The 22,183-nt window shown below is 46.9% G+C and carries 21 protein-coding genes; 6 read left to right on the top strand and 15 right to left on the bottom strand.

The window, feature by feature from the left end; translation table 11 throughout:
* From SPI9445_RS0122560 to priA, 4 genes are all read right to left on the bottom strand, one after another.
* On the bottom strand, positions 1-1,350 hold the full coding sequence (locus SPI9445_RS0122560) for an IS200/IS605 family accessory protein TnpB-related protein (RefSeq protein WP_033375378.1): 1,350 nt from the start codon (positions 1,348-1,350) through the stop codon (positions 1-3).
* Between the two features lie 185 nt (positions 1,351-1,535).
* The gene (locus SPI9445_RS0122555; RefSeq protein ID WP_017307064.1) at positions 1,536-2,243 is read right to left on the bottom strand and encodes a Crp/Fnr family transcriptional regulator; all 708 of its coding nucleotides are present in this window, start codon (positions 2,241-2,243) and stop codon (positions 1,536-1,538) included.
* 477 nt (positions 2,244-2,720) lie between these two features.
* Positions 2,721-3,866, bottom strand: a complete 1,146-nt coding sequence (gene nagA / locus SPI9445_RS0122550; protein WP_026080022.1) for an N-acetylglucosamine-6-phosphate deacetylase — start codon at positions 3,864-3,866, stop codon at positions 2,721-2,723.
* A 7-nt stretch (positions 3,867-3,873) separates the two neighbouring features.
* The gene (gene priA / locus SPI9445_RS0122545; protein ID WP_017307062.1) at positions 3,874-6,369 is read right to left on the bottom strand and encodes a primosomal protein N'; all 2,496 of its coding nucleotides are present in this window, start codon (positions 6,367-6,369) and stop codon (positions 3,874-3,876) included.
* A gap of 690 nt (positions 6,370-7,059) precedes the next feature.
* On the opposite strand from priA, the gene SPI9445_RS0122535 reads away from it, so the two are divergent.
* Entirely contained in the window at positions 7,060-8,184 is a 1,125-nt protein-coding gene (locus SPI9445_RS0122535) for an RpoD/SigA family RNA polymerase sigma factor (protein ID WP_017307060.1), read from the top strand.
* A gap of 459 nt (positions 8,185-8,643) precedes the next feature.
* On the opposite strand, the gene ureC is transcribed toward SPI9445_RS0122535, so the two are convergent.
* A complete protein-coding gene (gene ureC / locus SPI9445_RS0122530) occupies positions 8,644-10,353 on the bottom strand; it encodes an urease subunit alpha (protein WP_026080021.1) in 1,710 nt (569 codons plus the stop codon).
* 333 nt (positions 10,354-10,686) lie between these two features.
* Here ureC and SPI9445_RS27925 point away from each other — a divergent pair, with 333 nt between their 5' ends.
* On the top strand, positions 10,687-11,211 hold the full coding sequence (locus SPI9445_RS27925; protein WP_017307058.1) for a hypothetical protein: 525 nt from the start codon (positions 10,687-10,689) through the stop codon (positions 11,209-11,211).
* A 130-nt stretch (positions 11,212-11,341) separates the two neighbouring features.
* Here the strand turns inward: SPI9445_RS27925 and cobO are convergent, their stop codons facing one another.
* The 5 genes from cobO to SPI9445_RS0122500 form a co-directional block, all read right to left on the bottom strand.
* A complete protein-coding gene (cobO, locus tag SPI9445_RS0122520) occupies positions 11,342-11,941 on the bottom strand; it encodes a cob(I)yrinic acid a,c-diamide adenosyltransferase (RefSeq protein ID WP_026080020.1) in 600 nt (199 codons plus the stop codon).
* A gap of 138 nt (positions 11,942-12,079) precedes the next feature.
* Entirely contained in the window at positions 12,080-13,156 is a 1,077-nt protein-coding gene (locus SPI9445_RS0122515; protein ID WP_017307056.1) for an NAD-dependent epimerase/dehydratase family protein, read from the bottom strand.
* Positions 13,157-13,319: 163 nt separating this feature from the next.
* Positions 13,320-14,186: an Npun_R2479 family HD domain-containing metalloprotein gene (locus tag SPI9445_RS0122510; RefSeq protein WP_017307055.1), complete on the bottom strand. Its 867-nt coding sequence runs from the start codon at positions 14,184-14,186 to the stop codon at positions 13,320-13,322.
* Positions 14,187-14,288: 102 nt separating this feature from the next.
* Entirely contained in the window at positions 14,289-14,882 is a 594-nt protein-coding gene (locus tag SPI9445_RS0122505; protein WP_017307054.1) for an ImmA/IrrE family metallo-endopeptidase, read from the bottom strand.
* A 54-nt stretch (positions 14,883-14,936) separates the two neighbouring features.
* The gene (locus SPI9445_RS0122500; protein WP_017307053.1) at positions 14,937-15,290 is read right to left on the bottom strand and encodes a helix-turn-helix domain-containing protein; all 354 of its coding nucleotides are present in this window, start codon (positions 15,288-15,290) and stop codon (positions 14,937-14,939) included.
* A 171-nt stretch (positions 15,291-15,461) separates the two neighbouring features.
* Between SPI9445_RS0122500 and SPI9445_RS0122495 the strand changes: the two genes are divergently transcribed.
* The gene (locus tag SPI9445_RS0122495; RefSeq protein ID WP_017307052.1) at positions 15,462-16,442 is read left to right on the top strand and encodes a coiled-coil domain-containing protein; all 981 of its coding nucleotides are present in this window, start codon (positions 15,462-15,464) and stop codon (positions 16,440-16,442) included.
* Positions 16,443-16,577: 135 nt separating this feature from the next.
* Positions 16,578-17,678 carry a coiled-coil domain-containing protein gene (locus tag SPI9445_RS0122485; protein WP_017307050.1) on the top strand — a complete coding sequence of 367 codons (1,101 nt, stop codon included), beginning with the start codon at positions 16,578-16,580 and terminating at the stop codon, positions 17,676-17,678.
* A gap of 94 nt (positions 17,679-17,772) precedes the next feature.
* Here SPI9445_RS0122485 and SPI9445_RS0122480 read toward each other — a convergent pair whose 3' ends face one another.
* The 4 genes from SPI9445_RS0122480 to argC form a co-directional block, all read right to left on the bottom strand.
* Positions 17,773-18,009: a hypothetical protein gene (locus SPI9445_RS0122480; RefSeq protein ID WP_017307049.1), complete on the bottom strand. Its 237-nt coding sequence runs from the start codon at positions 18,007-18,009 to the stop codon at positions 17,773-17,775.
* A 352-nt stretch (positions 18,010-18,361) separates the two neighbouring features.
* On the bottom strand, positions 18,362-18,487 hold the full coding sequence (locus tag SPI9445_RS31755; protein ID WP_272943247.1) for a hypothetical protein: 126 nt from the start codon (positions 18,485-18,487) through the stop codon (positions 18,362-18,364).
* Between the two features lie 284 nt (positions 18,488-18,771).
* A complete protein-coding gene (locus SPI9445_RS0122475) occupies positions 18,772-19,467 on the bottom strand; it encodes a response regulator transcription factor (protein ID WP_026080018.1) in 696 nt (231 codons plus the stop codon).
* Between the two features lie 55 nt (positions 19,468-19,522).
* Positions 19,523-20,584 (bottom strand): N-acetyl-gamma-glutamyl-phosphate reductase, encoded by a 1,062-nt coding sequence (argC, locus tag SPI9445_RS0122470; RefSeq protein WP_017307047.1) that lies wholly within the window; start codon positions 20,582-20,584, stop codon positions 19,523-19,525.
* A 462-nt stretch (positions 20,585-21,046) separates the two neighbouring features.
* On the opposite strand from argC, the gene SPI9445_RS26655 reads away from it, so the two are divergent.
* Positions 21,047-21,229, top strand: a complete 183-nt coding sequence (locus SPI9445_RS26655; RefSeq protein ID WP_017307045.1) for a hypothetical protein — start codon at positions 21,047-21,049, stop codon at positions 21,227-21,229.
* A gap of 264 nt (positions 21,230-21,493) precedes the next feature.
* Here SPI9445_RS26655 and SPI9445_RS0122455 read toward each other — a convergent pair whose 3' ends face one another.
* Entirely contained in the window at positions 21,494-21,904 is a 411-nt protein-coding gene (locus SPI9445_RS0122455) for a response regulator (protein ID WP_017307044.1), read from the bottom strand.
* A 110-nt stretch (positions 21,905-22,014) separates the two neighbouring features.
* Here SPI9445_RS0122455 and SPI9445_RS30815 point away from each other — a divergent pair, with 110 nt between their 5' ends.
* Positions 22,015-22,158 (top strand): hypothetical protein, encoded by a 144-nt coding sequence (locus SPI9445_RS30815; protein WP_164674579.1) that lies wholly within the window; start codon positions 22,015-22,017, stop codon positions 22,156-22,158.
* Positions 22,159-22,183 lie beyond the last annotated feature (25 nt).

Genomic DNA, 22,183 nt, shown 5'->3' with positions numbered 1-22,183 from the left:
TTACGTGACGCTAACGCGAACGCGTACATGAGCGGCTTCCCTATCCCACAACGCAGACAGGGTAACAGGCATTCTCTGTTTGTCTCCAGAGCTTTTGCTGGAAGACAACTGGCGACCATTTCTGTACGCCAGTTTAAGTTTGTAAGCCCAGTATCGAGCACCAATATTGCAAGAGCCGTTGAGGTCAGCGTTATAGCGTTTACCGCTCTGGAAAGTCGCCAGGGCATAGTTTTTCTTGCTCCGCTGCAACTTCCCAGAGCCGTCATATGCCCAGGAGGAAGTTCCTCTGGGGTAGACCAACTCTACTTTCCCACCCGATTCGACGAACTTGTTTTCTGTTAACTGCACCAACAAACGGTGGAGCCATCCGTGAAACCGTTGCTTGAGGGTAGAACGTTTTCGCCCACCCTTGGGCTTCCAAGCCTTGAGATCCTCGAACACAATCACGCTGGCTCCATATTGCAGTGCAAATTGCACAATCTCTTTCGAGATGTGCTGCGCCATGTTGTGATTGATTCCCTTTGCTCGACGGTACAGACCTTTACAAAACCCTTTGTGGAGCTTCTTGGTCTGTTTGGCCTTGTTTCGGATTTGCTGCAATACTTTGTCGCGACGGTCTATGTCTCCCCCTCGGTGAAAGAACTTCCGAGAGATTACAGTACCGCCGCTATTGACAATCGTAGCAGTTGCCGTTGTGTTGATGCCCACATCTACTGCACACACCAATTCTCCTGAGAGCTTTTGGGGATGCAGTTTGAACGGGACAGATAGATGGGCTTTGCCCTGCTTGACAATCAAATAGGGAGACAACCCCTTACTGTAAGACAACAAATGGTGTTGCCTTAGTCCAACAACCTGCACCGATGCCCACACCCAATCCGACCCGTTCCATACCTTGATTTCAGCTACAGTAAAGTCTTCCTGAAACTTGATGCACTGCCCTCGGTAGAGAGCGGGGTAACACCCGGCTTCAGGGTTGAACTTGGGTGGTTTTGCCTGTTTGTGACGACCTATTCCTGACTGCCACAACTGATAGCGAGTCAAAAACGAGGACACTTGACCGCAGACAAATTCAATTGCTGCCCGTCGCAGATAGCTAGGGAACTTGTAGAACCGTTTACCAAAATACGGATGCTTGGGGTTGGGGTTGGCGCTGGTGCGATGAATGAGTTTCTCTACTGCGCTGCACTGACTTTTGGCTGTAGAAATGACTGACCAGTTCGCCATTACGACATAGCTAAGAGCTTTGCAGTAAGCGCGATACTCGTTTACCGTCCCCTCCAGGTGTTTCATCACCTCTGGAGAGGGGTTCAATTTCCACTTGTCTGTGCGTACAATAGATTTACTCATAGTCATAGTGTAAATGAAAGGTTATCGCCGCCGTTAACTGACGATTGATTGCGATGCAATTCAATCGCAGGATGCACGGCGGAGTTGCTCAAAATGTGGAGGCGGTTTTGTTGGCTACAGTGTAGTTTTCGCTTAGTTGGGCGGGAAGCCCGCACCGTACCCCTAGGGTCGGTGTCGGGAGGATGTCACGAAATTGTCCGTTCTAACGCCTGAGTGTCAGGAATGCGTAGGATATCATGTTCCCGCTTAATTAAGCCTTTCTTTTCCAACTTTGTCAAAACCCGCGTCACTGTTTCTCGGGCTAAACCACTTAAACTGCTTAACTCCCGATGGGGTAGGTTAGGAATTTCTAATCCCTGTTTCGCTTTTTTTCCCTGACCTTCTGCCAAAAAGAGTAAAGTATCGGCGACCCGAGACATACTATCGGCTTCTCTGAGGCGGAGTCGTCGGTTTACCTGACGGAGACGGGTGGCCATGAGTTGGGCTAAACGCACGCCAGCAAGGGGTTCTGTGTGGATTAACTCGACAAAATCCTGAGCGGGAACACTGCTAATCTTGGTCGAAGTTAAGGTAATTACATCCGTTGAACGTGGCACCTCATCCAACGCGGCCATTTCGCCAAAAAGTTCGCCCTTGCCGATAATGTTCAGGGTTACTTCTTTGCCGTCTAGATTGTATGTCCGAATTTTGACCCAACCATCCAAAATAAAGTAGACGGAGCCGCCCCAGTCGTTTTCCAGTAAGATCACCTGATTGGCTGGGTGAGTCCGGGTGACAGCGTGACAGGTGGCTTTTTCTAGGGCATCATCGGGTAATCCGACAAAAAACGGGGCTGTGTCTATAAGTTGTTGGACATTAGGATTCGGTTCACGAGCGTTGAATCGGTCTTCCATCAGACATGAGTCAGTTGTTAGTTTAAAGGTGTCCTGGTTCTATTGGCTCTAGCTTGACAAGCAAGGAGAGAGTCCACATTGTTAGGGGCTGCTGAATATTCCCCTAAGCACTGTGAATAAGGCTTTTCGATTGGGAGCGAGAAACTGTAAGGTTTTAGGGATAAAGAATCAAAAAGGCTTGCCTTTTTCCGATTCCCCCTGTTCCCTGTTCCCTGTTCCCTGTTCCCTAAACCCACGAGCAGAGTTATTCAGCACGCCCTAGTTAGTTATCGAATGGGAGCAAGAATACCCCATTCCTCTATAGGGTGGGGATGAATTGCGACTCAATCCAAGCAGGAGAATTCAGTTAACTGGTTGCACAAGATATGGTATCATTAAAACGTTTGCGTTACCAGTAATGTGAGCGACACACAAAACAAAGAACTTTGGGGTCTTAACTTGTCAAGATTGCCTGTTCCCTAACCCCAGCAGAGTTATTCAGGAAACCCCCGCTAACCAGTGGCCTTGGTCTACAACTCCGACGACTTCTAGGGCTTGGTTAATGACGGTTAGGTTGGCGATCGCACTGGGCGCAATAACCCCTAATTCTGAATCCATCCCTAACAAGCGCGCTGGGTACAGGGAAGCCATGCGCAGTGCTTCAGCTAGGGGAAGGTCGAGATGTTGAACACAGTTGCGGACGGCCTCGATTAAGGTTAAGGCAGACCCCCCTAATGTACCATCGGCTGAGATACATTTCCCGTCGCGATAAAACACCTCTTGTCCCCCAATCTGGAAAGAGGTTAAGTCTGTGCCGACGGGGGGGGTGGCATCGGTGACGAGAATCAAACGATCTTGCAGGATTCGCTGGACTAATTCAAGGGAGCCAAAATGGACGTGCTGACCATCGGCAATAATTCCGGCGTAAACATTGCGATCGCCTAATGTTGCCCCCACTAAGCCCGGACTCCGCCCCAGCCAAGGGGTCATAGCATTAAATAAATGTGTCACCATTGCCACCCCAGCCGCAAATCCTGCCCTCCCTTGCTCATAGGATGCCTCACTATGCCCGGCCGAGACAATCACGCCCCTATCGGCTAATTTCCTAATCACAGACGGTTCTACACATTCCGGCGCTAGGGTGAGGAGGCGCACGGCATCCCCTCCCGCTTGGGCAATTTTAGCCACCATTGAGGCATCGGGGGGGCGAATATAGGCTCCATTGTGAATCCCTTTCCGTGTGGGGTTTAAATAGGGGCCTTCGAGGTGAATTCCTAACACATTGTAGGGGTAGTGACGGCGGCAATCTTGACCCACCGCAATGGCTTTTAACATATCCTCATCGGGGGCGGTGATGAGGGTGGGTAAAAAGCTAGTCGTCCCACTTCTCAAGTTTGTGCGGTGCATGATTTCCACCGTTTCTAGGCTAATGTCATCATTAAACATCACCCCCCCACAACCATTGAGTTGTAAATCAATAAATCCGGCCGTGAGTAAATGCCCCTGTAAGTTAATCTGGGGGCAAGTTGGGGAGATGTCAGCTTGGGGAATGACATCAAGAATGCGATCGCCCTCAATCAGAACGGCTGAATGATGCAATTCTTCAAATCCCGTGTAAATCGTACAGTGAGTTAAGGCGTACACCATCTATCTAGTTCATCATCAAAGGATCTACGTCAATTTTTAGCCTAACCGAACGGGGGCAAAGATCCTGTAACGGCTGCAAATTCAAACACTCCCCCTCCCCACGGGGCAACTTTAACAAAATTTGCCAACGATAATGGCGACTAATGCGCATAATCGAGGCTGGAGCCGGCCCCAATAACTCATAATCCCTGCCCTCGAATAACGTCCGACAAGCTTGGGCGACCCATTGGGCTGTACTTTGCACATCCCCCTCATCTAAGCCACTCAAATGGAGCAAAATTAACCGACAGTAAGGGGGATAATTGGCGCGGCGGCGTTCCTCTAATGTCTCTTGGGCAAAACGGGGATAGTTATGCTCCCGCACCGCTTGAATCACCGGATGATTGGGGCTGTAGGTTTGAATAATCACCTGGCCGGGATCCCCTCCTCGTCCTGCCCGTCCTGCCACTTGAGTTAAGGTTTGAAAGGTACGTTCTGCGGCGTAGTAGTCCCCTAAGAACAATAACCCATCGGCCGCTACCACCCCCACTAGGGTTACTTGGGCAATATCCAGCCCTTTGGTCAACATTTGAGTCCCCACTAATAAATCGGCCTCTCCTTGGGCAAATTGGGTTAATAACGCCCGATGGGAGCCTTTGGTGCGGGTGGTATCACTATCAAAGCGAATGACCCGCAATTCTGGAAATAAACGGCTTAATTCTTGGCTGACTTTCTGGGTACCCGTGCCGAAAAATTTAAGATAGGGGGAACCACATTCTGGGCATTGGGGGGGCTGTCGTTGGGTGTGGTTGCAGTAGTGACAGCGTAGGAGTTCTGTGGCCTGGGCGTGGGTGTGGTGATAGGACAGGGAAACGTCACAATGGGGGCATTCAATGACGTAGCCACAACTGCGACAGGAAACAAAGGTACTATGACCCCGACGGGGAATAAATAAGATCCCCTGTTGTTTATTCTGTTGGAGGTTTTCTAGGGCGGTTTTTAGGGGTTGACTGAAGATGGAACGGTTGCCCTGTTTGAGTTCTTTCCGCAGGTCTACAATTTCGATGGGGGGTAAGGGGCGGGAGTAGATGCGTTGGGGGAGGGAGAGGTAGAGGGTGGGAGCTTGGGGGTGATTTTCCTCTTTCACCCTAACCCAAGTTTCTAGGGCTGGGGTAGCAGACCCTAAGAGGAGGGGGCAATTTTCCAGTTTTGCCCGCCACTGGGCGACGGTGCGGGCGTGGTAGGTGGGGGCGAGTTCGGTTTGTTTAAAGCTGCTGTCGTGTTCTTCGTCGAGGATGATGAGGCCGAGATGGGGGAGGGGGGCAAAGATGGCGGAACGGGTGCCGATGACGACTTGAGGATCTCCGGTGAGCATTTGCCGCCAAGTGTCGTAACGTTCGCCGTCGGAGAGGGCGCTGTGATAGACTCGAATGCGATCGCCAAAACGAGCGCGAAACCGATCGGTGAGTTGGGGCGTTAGTCCGATTTCTGGGACTAAAACGAGGGCGGATTGACCTTGTTCTAGGAGGGGTGCGATCGCCTGTAAATAAACCTCCGTTTTCCCAGATCCTGTCACCCCATGCAGGAGAATCTCCGCAAATCCCGCACAATGGGTTAGGGTATTCAGGGCTTGTTGTTGCTCCGGGCTGAGGATTTTCGGCTCATCTCGCCCCTGTTCTGGCTCCGAGGAGAGGCGCAACTTTTCCCGCTCTTCTATCACTACATACCCCTCAGCCTCTAAGCGTTTGAGGGTGGGAGTTGTCGTTCTAGCCAGTTGTAAAAAATCCGTCAGCCACATTTCCCCCCCTTCTTTCTTCAACAGGCGTAAAATTTCCTGCTGTCGTTTGCTCAAAGAGGGGGAGAAGTGGTCGGAAACTAGGGTAATGGCTTGTTTTTGCAGGGCTTTCGTCGGGGGAGGATGGTCTAGATAACTTTCCACCCAGCCCCGCTTCAGCAGATCCTGTAAACCCTTCCGCCCTTGGGGGATCTGCTTCTGTATATACTTGGCTGTGTAGTCTCCTTGTTTTTGGGACTGAAGGAGAGTTAGGACTGCTAAGGCAGCCGGAGAACAAAACACCTCAAAACCGGGCGGGATGGCATCAGGCTGTAAACGGATGCGGCGCTGCGATCGCGTCAATAAGCCCGGCGGTAACGCTCCCTTCGCTACCGTAATCAAGGGCGTATAATAATAATCCGACACATTTTGTAACAATTCCCAATAATGAGCCGGAAAAAAGCCCGTCGCCACCACATCCTCAATCTCGCGCACCTTCTGAGAATCCAACCCGGGCGGGAGTTGTGCCACTTCCCGCACCACAATTCCCCCCACCATTTGCCCCCCCAGCGGCACCGTCACAATATCCCCCGCTTCTGCTCTTAACTCAGGAGTCGCCCGATAGGTCAACGTCTCTTGAATCCCCGGACAATCCACCAAAACCTCCAGCCATCGGTCATTTGGGGGATTGAGATTGTAGGTCGTTTGGGGTTCACAGAGCAGAACACTAGAGGAGGGATTGGACATCATGTAATTCTTGTGCTTTGATGATGAGAAAAAAGAATAACACGCTCACTGTATATCGGTTTTCCAGAGAACCGACAGGAACATTCATCAATTTCTCCCTTATTCTCTGTTCTTTCTCTCATGTCTGCAACTCGGGGGGATTGTCGCCTAGTCCCTCAGCCCCAGTTAAACTCAATTTTCCGGGAAAATTTGGACAAATGTTCCGTTGAATGGCCATTTTGTAATCAGATAAACAAATCCGAAAAACATTTCTGGTAGCCTGATAAACAATCTTTCTCTAACTTTCTCATTCATCTAACCTGACCTCTAATCAGATTCACCTGATTTGATGGTTCTAACTTACACTCAGCGCCGGGTAGCTTCTCATCCGGTAGGTTGAGGATTTTAGTCCTCATTCCGCGATCGCACCACTCAAACCTACACTACCAGACCGAGAACATCCAATTACTACAGTTTACTTTCCTCCATTTCTGCTCATCCTGTTTGATTTCGCTCAACTTCTAATCTCTAAAGTTTTAATCTCTAAACTTCTTCTCCCTCAACTGGACTGGCTCTCTAGATAGTGATAGAGCATCAAATTTGTTCTTTTTGCTCTCCCGCTCAAGTCAAGTTGATCAGCCAGTTCCATTCTTTAGCCATTCGGCTAGTCCTTTTATCCCACTTACTGTACACCCTTATTTATAGAGAGTTATGAGCCTCGCGGAATTTAAACCCAACGACCTGCAAAATAACAACAATATCAGTGACAACAACAATATTGTTGAGATTGCCGCCTCGGGATCCCCCCTCACCGTCGGGGATCCGGATCCCTCTGCTAATCCTACCTTAACACTGACCAAAACGAACCCAAAAACAGGTAGAGTGGATAGCGATGACACCGTGGGCGCGTTTTTCAAGGAAATGGCGCGCTATCCCCTCCTTAAACCCGATGAAGAGGTGGAACTGGCCAAATGTGTTAAAGCGGTAGTGGCCATTGAAGAACTCCGGGAAGAATTAGAAGCACAGTTAGATCGTCCTCCCACCTCCGCCGAAGTCGCCAACGCTTTGGGGATCACAGAGCGCCAACTCGAACAACGCCTTTATCAGGGACGAGTAGCAAAGCGGAAAATGATCCGTTCTAACTTACGTTTAGTTGTCTCCATTGCCAAACGTTATCTCAATCGGGGGGTTCCTTTCCTCGATTTAATTCAAGAGGGAGCCATTGGCCTCAATCGGGCGGCCGAAAAATTTGATCCCAACAAAGGTTATAAATTCTCTACCTATGCTTACTGGTGGATTCGTCAGGCCATTACCCGCACCATTGCCAATGATGCCCGCACCATTCGCCTCCCCATCCATATTGTGGAGAAACTGAACAAACTCAAAAAAGCTCAACGTATCCTGAAACAGCAATTAAAGCGCAATCCTAAAGAGGAAGAACTGGCGGCTGAATTAGATGTCACCCCCAGCCAACTGCGGCACTTACTCCAACTGCGTCGTCAGTCTCTCTCTCTCAATCACCGAGTTGGGAAGGGAGAAGACACGGAGTTAGTGGATCTCTTGGAGGACAATGATTTACAACTACCCGAGGAGCAGATGAGTGAAATCATGATGCGCCAAGAAATTGGGGAAGTGTTGAGTGATGTTCTCACAGAACGGGAAAAAGATGTGATTTCCCTGCGTTATGGGTTAAATACCAGTCAGCCTTACACTTTAGAGGAAGTAGGGGGAATGTTCAATTTATCCCGGGAGAGAGTCCGCCAAATCCAAAGTAAGGCCATGCGCAAACTCCGCCGCCCCCAAGTAGCCCGCCGTTTAAAAGGTTGGTTATCGTAAGACCCGCTATTCCTCCCGACGCTGACCGCAAGTTTTAGGGTGCGTCAGAGGGAATCATTTAGGGTTTTATGAATAACTCTGAGAGTCGGGGAATAGGGAATAGGTAATAGGGAATAGTAGGGCTTGCTGTTCACTTCGTGACGCTCCGCGTGGGAAACAGGGAACGGGGAACAGGAAGGGGGAGTCGGAAAAAGGCAAGCCTTTTTGATTCTTTATCCTTAAAACCTTGCACTTTCTCGCTCCCCATCGAAAACCCTATTAACAGTGCTTAGAGGGATATATTGCTACGCAACGCTTCGCGTTCACTTCGTGACGCTTCGCGAACGCGGAGCGTCACGAAGTGAACAGCAGACCCTATATATTCTTTCAAGGTTTCTAGGGTTTGGTTGTTCATTAACTTTTCTCGTCGGTCGGTGCTTTCGCTACTTTCTGATAGCACTTCGATCGGCCGCCGATTAGCTAAAACAAAAAGTACCGTTGCGCCATCGGTAACACGGTAGCCGGTTCACAGGTGAGGAGTTCCCCATCTGCTCGTACTTCGTAGGTTTCAGGATTCACTTCAATCTGGGGGAGATAGTCGTTTAATTTCAGATCCCGCTTGGTTAATTGGCGAATTCCAGACACAGCAACGGGGGTTTTTTGTAGGCCTAGTTGGTCGGGAATCCCGGCATCTAGGGCGGCTTGGGAGAGAAAGGTGACACTGGTGGAGGCGATCGCACGGCCAAAACTGCCGAACATGGGGCGCATATACACCGGTCCGGGGGTGGGAATACTGGCGTTAGCATCCCCCATCTGGGACCAAGCAATTAATCCCCCTTTAATCACTAATTCCGGTTTCACCCCAAAAAAGGCGGGATGCCATAAACACAAATCCGCTAACTTCCCTTCTTCTATGGATCCGACTTCATGGGCAATGCCATGAGCGATCGCCGGATTAATCGTATATTTCGCTACATAGCGTTTAGCGCGGTGGTTATCGTGGCGGGCTGAATCTTCTCCTAATGCCCCAAACTGCACTTTCATTTTATGGGCGGTTTGCCAAGTGCGAATAATCACCTCTCCCACTCGCCCCATCGCTTGGGAGTCGGAGGAAATGATGCTAAACGCCCCTTTATCGTGGAGGATATCCTCGGCGGCAATGGTTTCCCGACGAATCCGCGACTCAGCAAAGGCTACATCTTCGGGGATACTTTTATCCAGATGGTGACACACCATCAACATATCCAGATGTTCCTCTAAGGTGTTTACCGTATAGGGGCGAGTGGGATTGGTGGACGAGGGCAAAACATTCAACTGCCCACAGACTTTGATAATATCCGGGGCGTGGCCTCCCCCAGCGCCTTCGGTATGGTAGGTATGAATTACCCGGTTTTTAAAGGCGGCAATGGTATCCTCGACAAAACCTGCTTCATTCAAGGTGTCGGTATGAATGGCTACTTGTATATCATAGTCATCTGCTACAGTCAGACAGGTGTCAATGGTGGCGGGAGTGGTTCCCCAATCTTCATGGAGTTTTAAGCCAATTACTCCGGCATTCACCTGTTCTATTAAGCCGGGGGTTTGGCTGCTGTTGCCTTTGCCTAAAAAGCCGAAATTGACGGGAAAACCTTCTGCGGCTTCTAACATTCGGTAAATATTCCAAGCGCCGGGGGTGCAGGTGGTGGCGTTGGTGCCTGTGGCGGGGCCGGTGCCTCCTCCTATCATGGTAGTAACACCAGACGCAATGGCGGTTTCGATTTGTTGGGGACAGATAAAGTGAATATGGGCATCAATCCCCCCAGCCGTGAGAATTTTTCCCTCTCCGGCGATCGCCTCTGTCGAAGGGCCAATAATAATATCTACATTGTCCTGAATGTAGGGATTGCCTGCTTTACCAATCTTGCAAATTCGCCCATCTTTAATCCCCACATCGGCTTTAATAATCCCCCACCAGTCCAGAATCAGGGCGTTGGTAATCACCACATCCACCGCCCCCTCTGCGCGAGAAATGGGGGATTGTCCCATACCATCCCGAATCACTTTCCCCCCGCCAAATTTCACTTCATCTCCGTAGGAGGTCAAATCTCGTTCTACTTCTATGATTAAGTCGGTATCGGCCAAACGAATGCGATCGCCCACAGTCGGCCCATAGGTTTCTGCATAGGCACGACGATCCATTCTATAACTCATAATAACTCCTCACTGGTTAATTAACTGCTGATTTAAGAATATAAGGCAACCGTAATTTAGCGGAAATTGAGGTCATATTATCCGAAATTCCCTCCGGATGTTGTGTAGATTTCTCCGTAAACTCCCTGAAAAACCCTCCACTTAGACGATTTCTGAACTTAAGGATCAGCTTATCCTAGAAGTGGAATGGCTGAAAAGCATCAAACAGACTGCAAACCTCTGATCTTCAACGAATCTAGGTGACACGTCTCTAAACCCCAAACTAGAAACTTCTCTCAATCGGTCTTGTATTAAGTTCCTTCTTATCCCCTTGTGTCTACAAGTGATTGATCTATGTTAAAACCTTTGCGTACTCTCACCGTGAGTCTTCTATTTAGTTTAGGATTTGTGTTGCCCTCGACCCATCCTCTCCCGGTTGATGCTATTACTTCTAGTCAAGCAGGTGTTCATATTCCTCGGTTAAATAAACCCCAAAAACAGCCCCCCTCTCCTGTAACTTCCCCGGTAATTTCTCCTTGGAGAGATGGGATTTATCATTATGGTCAAACTCAGAACTTAAATCAATATGGCGCGACGTATTTAGTGCTAAAAGTTGAACAAGGGAGAGTCAATGGGGCATTGTATCAATTAGATTCTGAGTTTAGTTGTTTGCGCGGCAGTCTCGATAATCAACGTCTTAATTTACAGGTTCAGGATTTAGAGACGAAGGAATTCTACAGCTATAATATCCCCTTACAAAATCGCGCTGAGATTGCATCAGAAGGCTCATTACCCCGTGTTTTAGGCTTAGAGGGCTACTACCCCCTAGAACAAGGACCCGACCTTGAAATAGACCTATTAGCAGCTTGTTCTGGATAGTGGGGAGTCGGGAGTTGATTAGTATTCTCTATTACCTATTACCTAAATTAGGGAACAGGGAACAGGGGAGTCGGGAAAAGACAATAGTCAAGAGTTTTAGCTATTCACTATTCCCCTGATCCCCTATGCCCTAAAATTCAATCCCCGGTTGTGCCTTAATACCTTGCTCCCGGAATGGATGTTTAACTAACTTCATTTCTGTTACTAAATCCGCTCGTTCAATTAAACCAGCCGGGGCTCCCCGTCCGGTTAAAATAACATGAGCATCCGGGCTTTTTTCCGCCAAGCCAGCTAACACTGTTTCAACGGATAAATAGCCCAATTTCAGGGCAATATTAACCTCATCCAATAAAATTAGACGATACTCAGGATTCCGAATATAGTCTAACGCTTGTTGCCAAGCGGCCTCCGCCTTAGCAATATCTCGTTCTCGATCTTGGGTTTCCCAAGTAAATCCTTCCCCTAAAGCGTGAAACACTAACTGATCGGCAAACCGTTCTAAAATAGCCTTTTCTGCCGGTTCCCAAGCGCCTTTAATAAACTGAATAATCGCCACCCGGTAGCCATGCCCCAAGGAACGTAAAACCATGCCTAACGCGGCCGTAGTTTTGCCCTTGCCGTTGCCTGTGTTGACGATGATGAGGCCTTTTTCTTGCGATCGCGCCGCCAATCGTTCCGCTTGAATTTCCTTGCGGCGCTGCATCTTTTGCTTATACTGTTCAGGAGTCAATCCCTCTGGGGTTAGAGTGTCAGAGGAATCAACAACAGTGGAATTTGAGGGTGAGTTTGTCACAGTAATTTTTGCTATCAATATTAACAGTTCCTAGCAATTTATCCTATTTTGACCTCTCCCGCCAACCCTCAACCCCTACTCCATTTCTTTCGCCCACCGTTCCCGATTAAACTCATAAATTTCTTGCAGAATTTTGGGGACATTATACTGCATTTTCCAATTCGGGAAATGTTGCTCAAATTTATGATTATCACTAATCCACCAAATATGATCCCCAATGCGGTTCGTTTCTGAGTATTCCGGCTTAAATTCTCGCCCTGTAATTTCTTGGCAAATTTGCACCGCTTCAAACATCGAACAGTTACTATAACGCCCTCCCCCAGTATTATAAACCTCCGCTACCCGAGGAGCTTTAAAAAACTCATAGAAAGCATTAATTAAATCTGCACTGTGAATATTATCCCGAACTTGTTTCCCCTTGTACCCAAAAATGGTATAAGGTTTTCCCGTCGCCGCACATTTCATTAAATAGGCTAAAAAACCATGTAATTGAGTCCCAGAATGATTCGGTCCGGTTAAACATCCCCCACGAAAACAAGCGGTTTTCATGCCAAAATAACGCCCATATTCTTGGACTAACACATCAGCCGCTACTTTAGAAGCCCCAAACAAACTATGGGTTGTATGGTCAATAGACATATCTTCCCGAATCCCCCCCACATAGGTATGATTGGGGTCAATTTCCCAGCGTGTTTCCTGTTCAATTAAGGGTAAACGGTTAGGAGTATCGCCATAAACTTTATTCGTAGACGTAAAAATAAAGGGGGCATCGGGGCAATATTGCCGAGCAGATTCTAAGAGGTTTAATGTACCATTTGCATTGACGGTAAAATCCATGTGAGGATCGCGGGCTGCCCAGTCATGGGAAGGTTGAGCGGCCGTATGAATAATTAAAGAAATCGCCGAACTATACTTTTTAAATAGATTGGGAATCGCTTCTTGATCTCGAATATCAATCGAGAGGTGTATATATTGATTTTTTAGAGAGTATTCTAGTCTTTTTCTATTCCAAGTGGTGGAAGCTTCCTCACCAAAAAAGACGCTCCGCATATCATTATCAATTCCTACAATTTCTAGACCTTGTTGGGCAAAAAAACGAGATGCTTCTGACCCAATTAATCCGGCTGACCCTGTTATAATTGCAATACTCATGGATGTTTGACCCTAGGTTAGTTTGACACTAATTCTGCTTATTTCTATCCCAAGAAAGCCATTTTGTCAACAAAAAATCACCTGTAGGTTGGGTGAAGCGACAGCGTAACCCAACAAAATAGTGAACTAGGAGGTTGCCTATCTGGTCATACCACCAAAAACCCTAGGCAATCTGTTCCTGTAAACTGGCTTCTGCGTCCTCATGTTCTATAACAAAGACATTAGAATATAAGTTAGCAATAATCTGTTGACCTTGTTGGGTTAAGGATAAATAATGTAGAGCCTCTTTAATGAACGGATAGACGGCGTTCCAATAAAACTTAGCATAGTTGCGGCGTAAGTCTCCGGGATTATGAAAGCCCATTAATTTATTCGCCCCAGTTTCTTCAAATTCATAAAACAAAGCGCTGATTTTCTTTAAATAACGAGGATCACTTAACTGACCAATCAAATCAGAAGAACGAATTAAACCGGGATAGTTAATGGTGTTTCTATGATCATCTTTATTGGGGACTGGAAAGCGGGTTAATTCAATGCTGCGCTTGATGAATTCTGAGTCAATGAGACGATGGCCACCAAACCGTTCATCAATAAAGAGTTTGCCCCGATCTACATGATAGGGGGTGAGGGAGGCATCAGAACAACCGGGGGGCAGATGCACCATTTCGCCGTTTTTCCCGGTGGCATAGAGGCGTTCTAGTTCGTTATCCTGACGACACACTCCTTTGACGTAGCCAATATCGTGGCAGACGAGGGCAATAATAAAGTGTAGCCAGTCTTCACAGGAAACTCCGCCTTCTCGGATATGTCTCCCCCGTAGGATTTCTTGTCCTACCAGGGTGACGAGAATAGAATGTTCAACGTTGTGGTAGAGTGCATCACTGTTGGCAATATTTTCCATTGCCATACTACCCGCCCAGGCGATGATGTCCTCATAGTCACTTTTGAGGCCGCCGTAGGTTCGACGATAGCCTTCTCTGAGTCTTTCCACAAAGGCATCAATCAGGATTTCTGTGGCATTGAAGAACATCGTTAATCCTCGCTTTTCCTCTTTTTGGGGAGTGCTATTTAATCCTCTTTGATTTTAAGGGAAAGAAGGGAGGCTGACTGTGATTTTGATCGAGAGTTGGGGTTAGGCTATCCCTTGGGGTGAACCTGCTTCGAGACGAAGCCAGCCTAAATCCTTGAGACGGTGGATTAAGTTGGAAATGGTGACACCGAGAGATTCAGCGATCGCATATAAATCACCCCACTGGCTTAAATCCCGGCCGCGCACTTGTTCCTGTAATATATCCCGGGGCATTAATAAGCAACTGGCGAAATATTGCGCTTGCCACTCAATGCCCTGAGATTGTTCTTCCGTGCGACATAACAGGGGTGCGATCGCCACATCTAACCCCCGTTTCCTTAAGCGACTATACCGTTCTACCGCCGAGTGTTCAATATGAAGAACCCAGTGACCAATTTCATGGGCTAGGGTAGACGCTTCAAACCCTTGCCCCAAGGCTAACACCGTCTCGTTAATCTCAATCAAACGATCGAGGGGTAGAATCCGGGCGGCGATCGCACCGTGATCATCATCCGGAATACAATCCCACACCACATCCAACGCCAGAAACTCCGCCACCCGAGTCACATCTAACGGAAACGTCGGCTGATAGAGAGGATTCCCCTCCATCCCCACCAACACATCCGCCGCACGACATTCAATATCATGCTTACTCATAAAGCGAAAAGGCCTCAAAATCCGCACAATTAACCTCCTCTCATCATTCGCCCTCTAACGACGGCGAGACTTTTCCCCCTGCGTCGCCTCCTGAAAAATCTTGCGGGCAAACTCCGGATTTTCCCGCATTCTCCGGAATAGCGTCGGCATTGACTTGTAATTTTCCCGCAGAAAATCCTCCTCCTGTTGGGGAATCCGCCCCGCCAAATAAATCAACTCCTCCTCATCTAAAGTTAAATGACGCGCTAACGCCCGAATTACATCCTCCTTCGGCGCATAATCCGCCCGATTATTCTCCAGCTTCGATAGATAGGTAAAATCTACCGACAACAAATCCGCCAGTTTGCGCTGGCTATAGCCTTTACTCTTCCGTGCTTGACGGATGATTTCTCCAAATTCTTTACTCACGGCTTTATTTGGGTCAATATAGCCACTATTTTAAAACATCTTGACGAAAAATTCAACTCAGGTTATGCTGGGACTTGAATAAAAAATCAAACCCATCCCTAATCCCCCAGCGTCCGGTTAGGATAGCGGTATCCCTCAACTATCTGTAGCCCTTTTGAGTCTAAAGAACTTATGAACTCACCCAACAGTAAAACGCAGATTCTCGCTCAATTCCAGCAACTCCTCGCCCAACACAAGCAAACCGCCTCCCAAGTGGCGACGAAAGAGGAAGAAGCCGAAAAAGCCAAAAATCAGGAACTTCTCAGCCAAGCGGCCACCTACACCGTTGATAGTATTGTTAATGGGATGGCCACCTTACAGCTTAACTTCGGCAGTGCCATCACCGAATTAGCCCAACGTTTATCCGATGAATCCGGCAAACTCGACGAACTAAAACGCGCCATCCTCGTAGAACAGGAAAACCTACAACAACTGCGTAAAGTGCGAATCGTTGCCGATGCGTTATACATCTTGCGCCAAGAACATCAAACCCAACTGAGAACCCTAAGCGAAGAGGCTCAAACGCAACAAGAAGCCCTCGCCAAAGAAATCAGCCAAACCCGCAAAACTTGGGAACAAGAACAGGCGGAATTTACTACCAACATTGAAGAAGAAGCCGCCCAACAGGTGAAACAACGGGAGCAGGAACTAGCCGATTATACCTATCAGATTCAACAACAGCGCAAAATTGAATTAGACGAGTACGAACAAGCCAAGCGACTGCAAGAACGCACCTTACAAGAACTCAACCGGGAGAAAGAAAAAGACTGGCAAGAACGGGAGCAAATTTTGACGACTAATCAAGCGGAATTTGAGGCCAACGAGCAGAAAATAGCAGGTTTTGAGGAAGCCTTAAAACAAGGTTATACTGAAGCCAAAGGAGAGGCGATTAAGAAAGCGGAACGGGAGGCTAAAGTTAAATCCGACTTGTTAGAAAAAGAATGGGAAGCCGAGAAGCAAGGTTATGAGCTTAAACTCACCTCTCTTGAAGCTACCATTCAGCGACAATTGGAACAAATGGCTGAGTTAACCACCCAGTTACAAACCGCTACAAATCAAGCCCAAACTTTGGCTATGCGTGCGTTCCAAAGTTCCAACGCCCCCCAAACCTAACGAATAAATTTGTTGATTTATCGATTCGTAGGTTGGGTGAAGCGACAGCGCAACCCAACAAAAATCCGTAGGTTAGGTAAACCCACACGATAACCCAAAAAACCAAAATCAAACCCTAACAAGAGAATTATCCTCATGGTCAAAAAAGTAACAGCCAAAAGCACAAAAGCCGAAATCTTAGAAGCTTTTGACGAACTCAATCAAGAAAAAGCTACCCTAGAAACTCAGATTAAGCAACTGCAAAAAGAAATCAAAACCGCTCCCCCTAATCCCGCCCCCGTTCCCGCTCAAGTTTCCCCCCAACCCCAAAAACCTGCTATGACTTCCACTCAACAAACCAAGTCCGATATCAACGTAATTCTGAAAAACTTAGAAACCTTACAAGTCGGCTTCGGGGGTGCCGTAAGTTCTCTTTCCGAGCAACTGATTAAAGAGGCTTCAACATTAGCCGAAATTCAGAACTCTGTGGCTGAAGAACAGGAACAATTAGAAGAATTACACGAACTTTCAGAGATTGAAGAAAACACTTTAGACACTTTGATTGCTGATTACGGAACGAGTAGTAAAGCCTTTTTAGAAGAACTGAACACGCGCAAGGAAACTCTCGAACAGGAGGCACAGGAAGCGCGTAAAGCTTGGGAAAAAGAGCAAGAATTACATAAGGCGACTATTGCGGAACGGAATACCAACTATCAAGTCAGTCAGGAACGAGACAAGGCGGAATATACCTATACTTTACAATTAGAACGTCAGTTAGACCAAGAAGAGTATGAGCAGGAGAAGAAACAACGTTACCAAGAATTAGCGGAAGCGAAGAGCTTACAGGAGAAGGAGTGGGAAGAGCAAGAAAAAGCCATTGCGGAACGGGAAAAAGCCCATCAGGAAGCGAAAGAAAAGGTCGCTGTTTTTGAAGCAAATTTAGAGCAGAAGAAAAAAGAAGGTCAGGAGGAAGGTTATCGGATTGGCGTTTATCAAGCGAAGGTACGGCACGATTTACGGGAGAAAGAAATTGAAGGGGAAAAACGTAATTATGCCTTACGGATTCAGGGTTTAGAACAAACCATTCAACTCCAAGAGACTCGTTTACAAAGTCTGGCACAACAGTTAGATTCTGCCTTGAAACAGGTGCAAGATTTGGCGGTTAAAGCGATTGAGGGAACATCCAATCGTAATTCTTTTGATGCGTTGAAAGAAATTGCGATTGAGCAGGCCAAAAATCAACAGAAAGGCAAGTGATTCCTTGGTTCGTAGTTGCGCTTCAGCGCACTAAACTGAGGGCTAAAGCCCAACAACGAACCGGGTTTGTAGAATGCGTCGGATTTGGAGTCTGTTAACTCTGCATCATTTTCTCTTTCGAGTCTCCCCAATAAGCACTATAAGTCCAAGTTTCCTTACCATTACTATTATCCACAGACCAGCGATAAATAGCGGACTTAGGATTAACTCCGACTTCAATCAGTTTAGCTCCCATATAATATTCCATCTGCCGTTTTTTCATGTCTTTAAAGGCGGCAGGTTTGCTACTGCTCCAAGTTTGGGACATATGAGCTTGAGTCGGTTTTGCCATGATGATACTCCTAGTCAATAATTAACGAAAGCTTGAAGGTGAGGATAAAGTAATATCTTGCTTTTCTAATAGCCTTTTTCCGTAAGGATTTAAGGAATTTGTCTCACAGGAAAAAGAAGATGCTTCTGGTAGCATCTCAGGTTTTTACCCCGTAGAGCGCGGGAATATTGCAGAAAAAAGATCCCCTGATGTTGTCAATACAAATCACTGCCAACACAAATCACAAAGACCGGATTTCAAAAATACAGTTGATAGAAAAGGTTTGTAGAAAAAAGTTGGTAAAGTAAGTTCGATTAAACGGGTTCAAAGGAAAAAAGTAGATGCTTTAAATGGGACAATTAAACTCTGGTGACTAAAAAATGCCACTCTGAGCGGTCATGATGCTAATTATACCAAGACTCATGATGACAAGAGCAGAGGCCAAACCGATGGACTGACCAATCTGGAGGGTGTAGGAACGATTGAAAAATGTTTTCATGGATGAAATATTATGAAGTTTTGTTGGACTAAAAGAGCTTTCATCCTTTCATTATAGCAATAATACTCAACAAAGTTCATCCTTTTTGAAGTTTTTTTACCTAAGTTTAGGCTTCTTCATGTTAGAATATTAAAATAAGATTATTTTCTTTAAGAAAACTCAAGTTCTGTGCATTTAAAGCCAATTAGTTCAAAAAAATTAATTATTAGTAGAGATGCCCTCTAACCCCCTTGAAGAGAGTCTGTAATGGGTGTTTCAGCCGAATGACCGAGGCCAAAGCCTGATTACTGGGTTAGGCCGTGTTCGAGGGCATAGCGGACTAATTCGGTGCGGCTGTTAGTGCCGGTTTTGCTGAAGAGACGACTGACGTATTTTTCCACGTTTCTCACGCTGGTTTCTAGTTGGCTGGCAATTTCTTTGTTCATTAGGCCTTGAGCGACTAAATCGAGGACACTTTGCTCACGGGGGGTTAGTTCAATTTTGATGGGGGAGGGGGTTTGGGTAATGCCGGAGCGTTGATTGAGCATTCCTTTGATGGCGGCGATTTCCCGGGCGATCGCCTCTAATTTAGCACTATCTCCCTCGGCTTCCACCGTGGCACTCCGTCGCACTAATAAATTCCGTACAATTGCTAGTAATTCTTCCGGTTCAAAAGGCTTGGGGAGGTAGGCATCACACCCCGCTTGATAGCCTTGAATGCGATCGCCTGTCATCCCCCGAGCGGTCAAAAACACCACAGGCAGAGCCTTAAAGCGGCTATCTTCCCGCAGTTTCGCCAAAAACTGGTAGCCATCCACTTGGGGCATCATAATGTCAGAAATCACCAAATCGGGGGGATTCTGTTCCAAAACCGGCCAAGCTTCCGCCGCACTAGCTACAGCCGTCACCGTAAATTCTTCTTCATCTTCGAGATAGGCTTGCACCGCTTCTCGCAATCCCGGTTCATCATCGACCAATAACAGTTTAAATTGTTCAGACATGGGCATGAGTCTAAAAAAACAAAACCTTGATAATTGATAATTGATCACTGGGGGGTTAGGGATAAAATGCCAACTCAGGCAAGCCGAGGGTTTCCTCCCACCCCATTAAAAGATTAAGACACTGCACCGCTTGACCGGATTGGCCTTTGATCAAATTATCAATTGCAGACATGACAATCACCCGATCCGTGCGACTATCCACCGCTACCCCAAGGTAACAGAGATTCGTTCCTACCGCCCATTTCGTTTGGGGATAAATGCCATTGGCCAAGACTTTAACAAAGGGAGAAGAACGATAAAAGGCGTTAAAAATCGTAATTAAATCTTCTCGCACTAATCCGGGATCTCTCAGCGTCGCGTAGACGGTGGAGAGAATGCCGCGCACCATCGGGATGAGATGGGGGGTAAATTGAACCCGCATTTCGTGTCCAGCAAGATCACTACAAACCTGTTCAATTTCTGGGGTGTGACGGTGGGCACCAGCGACACTGTAGGCACTCAATGAACTATCGGCCTCAGCCAATAACATATTAACCTTCGCTTGTCTCCCTCCCCCAGATGTGCCGGATTTGGCATCAATGATCAGACTTTCGGGAATAATCAGGCCTTGTTTCAGGAGGGGTGCGATCGCCAACAAACTCGCCGTACAATAACACCCCGGACACCCCACCAAAGAAGCATTCTGAATAGTCTCCCGATACAACTCCGGCAAACCATAAACCGCCGTTGCCGCGACTTCCTGATCCGTTCGTTCCTTTTTATACCAACTGGTGTAAGTGTCGAGATTCTCAAAACGGTAGTCGGCGGATAAGTCTAACACCTTACAGCCTTTGGCAATTAACGCCGGAGCCATATCACAGGCTAACCCATTGGGAAGGCCTAAAAAGACCACCTCACAACGATCAGCAATCACATCTAAATCAATTTTCTCGATGGTGAGATTGAATTTATGACCTAAATGAGGGTAAAGGTCAGAAAAGGATTTTCCCGCGCTGCTATCCCCCCCCACATAGACAATTTCCACCTTGGGATGATCGACCAACAAACGCACCAACTGCACTCCCCCGTAACCAGAAGCGCCAACAATACCCACCGCAATACGCTCAGAATCAGTCATAAGGAGCAATACTTTACTGTTTAACCAATAGGATTGAATGGCTGCATTGTAGTATTAAACTTGAGGTTTGGGGAATTGGAAATCTAAGAAAATCCTGATCAATTAGCCAACGCTCAACCCCTTTTTTATTTCAATAAATAGCTTTTAAGTTATTCAAAGATTTATTGAATTCCTCCCAACCCAAAAAACAATAAAAAAAGGAGAGCCACACGGTGACTCCCTTAATCATCAGGGTGCATCTACTGAACATCAATATAGCACTATTGGGGTGAGGGGTGTCACCCCCTATTTACTAAGTTTTGGTAAATTTTAACTGATTTGTATAAAGTTTTGATAAAGCCGTGCAGCCCTAAAGCCCAACAACCAACCTCATGGCTCGTTGTTGGGCTTTAGCCCCATCTGCCCCCCCATTGGGAGAGTATGTCAAAATAGTTGACAACCCTAGACAGAGGAGCTTAGACAATGCCAGAAAAAATGGATGAACAAACCCTCAAAACCAAAGTTGAAGAAGTCAAAGGACAACGAGAGTTTTTAATGAAGTTGCTAGAACAACCGGATTTAGGAATTTTGCGCGTGGATGTAAACCAAGCTTTAGAAGAATTAGATGAGATGATTGAGGAGTATGAGAAAGTATTTCCCGCCTAGAGAATAGGGAATTTCCAGCAGACAATGGGGGAGAGGTGCATTCACGAAGCGTCTGGCAACGAGAATAGCACCTCTCCCCTAATTAGGGCTTGCTGAATAAGTCCGAGAGTTGGGGAATCGGGAGTCGGGAGTCGGGAGTCGGGAGTCGGGAATAGACAATCGTGCCAGTTTTAGATGATCTGTTCCCTGTTAAGAGTTCCCTGTTCCCTTGTTGAGCCTAGCATCTGGTGTTATTCAGCAGACCCTAATTAATCACAGATTGCCTTAGCGAATTGAGGTTTGATTCTGATTCGCTTTCGTTAAACTGCGAATTAAACTCAATAACTCGGCTGTGGGTGTATCTTTACTACAAACCGCATCAATATTAGCCATTTTGCTCATGACTTCGAGTTGAGGATCGCCAAAGGAAGTATAGGCAATTAGAGCAATATTCGGTTGAATTTGCTTAATAATCTGGGAAGCGGTTAAACCGTCCATGATTGGCATTTGCAAATCCAGAACAACTACATCCGGAGATTGCGTTTTGACTAATTCAACTAATTCTGCGCCATTTTCTGCTACACCAACTAACTTAATGTTTTCCTGCATGGAAAACATGAGTTTGAGGCTAAAGCGTGTTAGTTCGTGGTCATCTGCAATGAGAACCCGCAAACTGGACGTTTGACAAGATACCATAAAAAACTAACCTTTATCCAAAGAGTGAAATAATCCGCGTGAAATAATCAGCCATTCCGACAGGCGCAACATTTCCTGCTACGACCGCGAGAAGTTGAAACAAAAGCACTATGAAACCAACCCAATGGTTAGGCCAACTCTCAACGATTATGCTCGTCTCTTCTTCCAATGTATTGTTACAAAGACAATTTGCTCTCTACCCTTGGAATGATAAAAAGCGCATTAGCAAGAATCGTAAGCATTTACCTGAATGATTTAATTTTGAACCTGTTCCTTAGA

Source organism: Spirulina subsalsa PCC 9445 (genome assembly GCF_000314005.1).
Lineage (GTDB): Bacteria > Cyanobacteriota > Cyanobacteriia > Cyanobacteriales > Spirulinaceae > Spirulina_A > Spirulina_A subsalsa.
The sequence above is the reverse complement of the archived record's forward strand: the minus strand, read 5'-3'. Positions and strand labels throughout refer to the sequence as shown.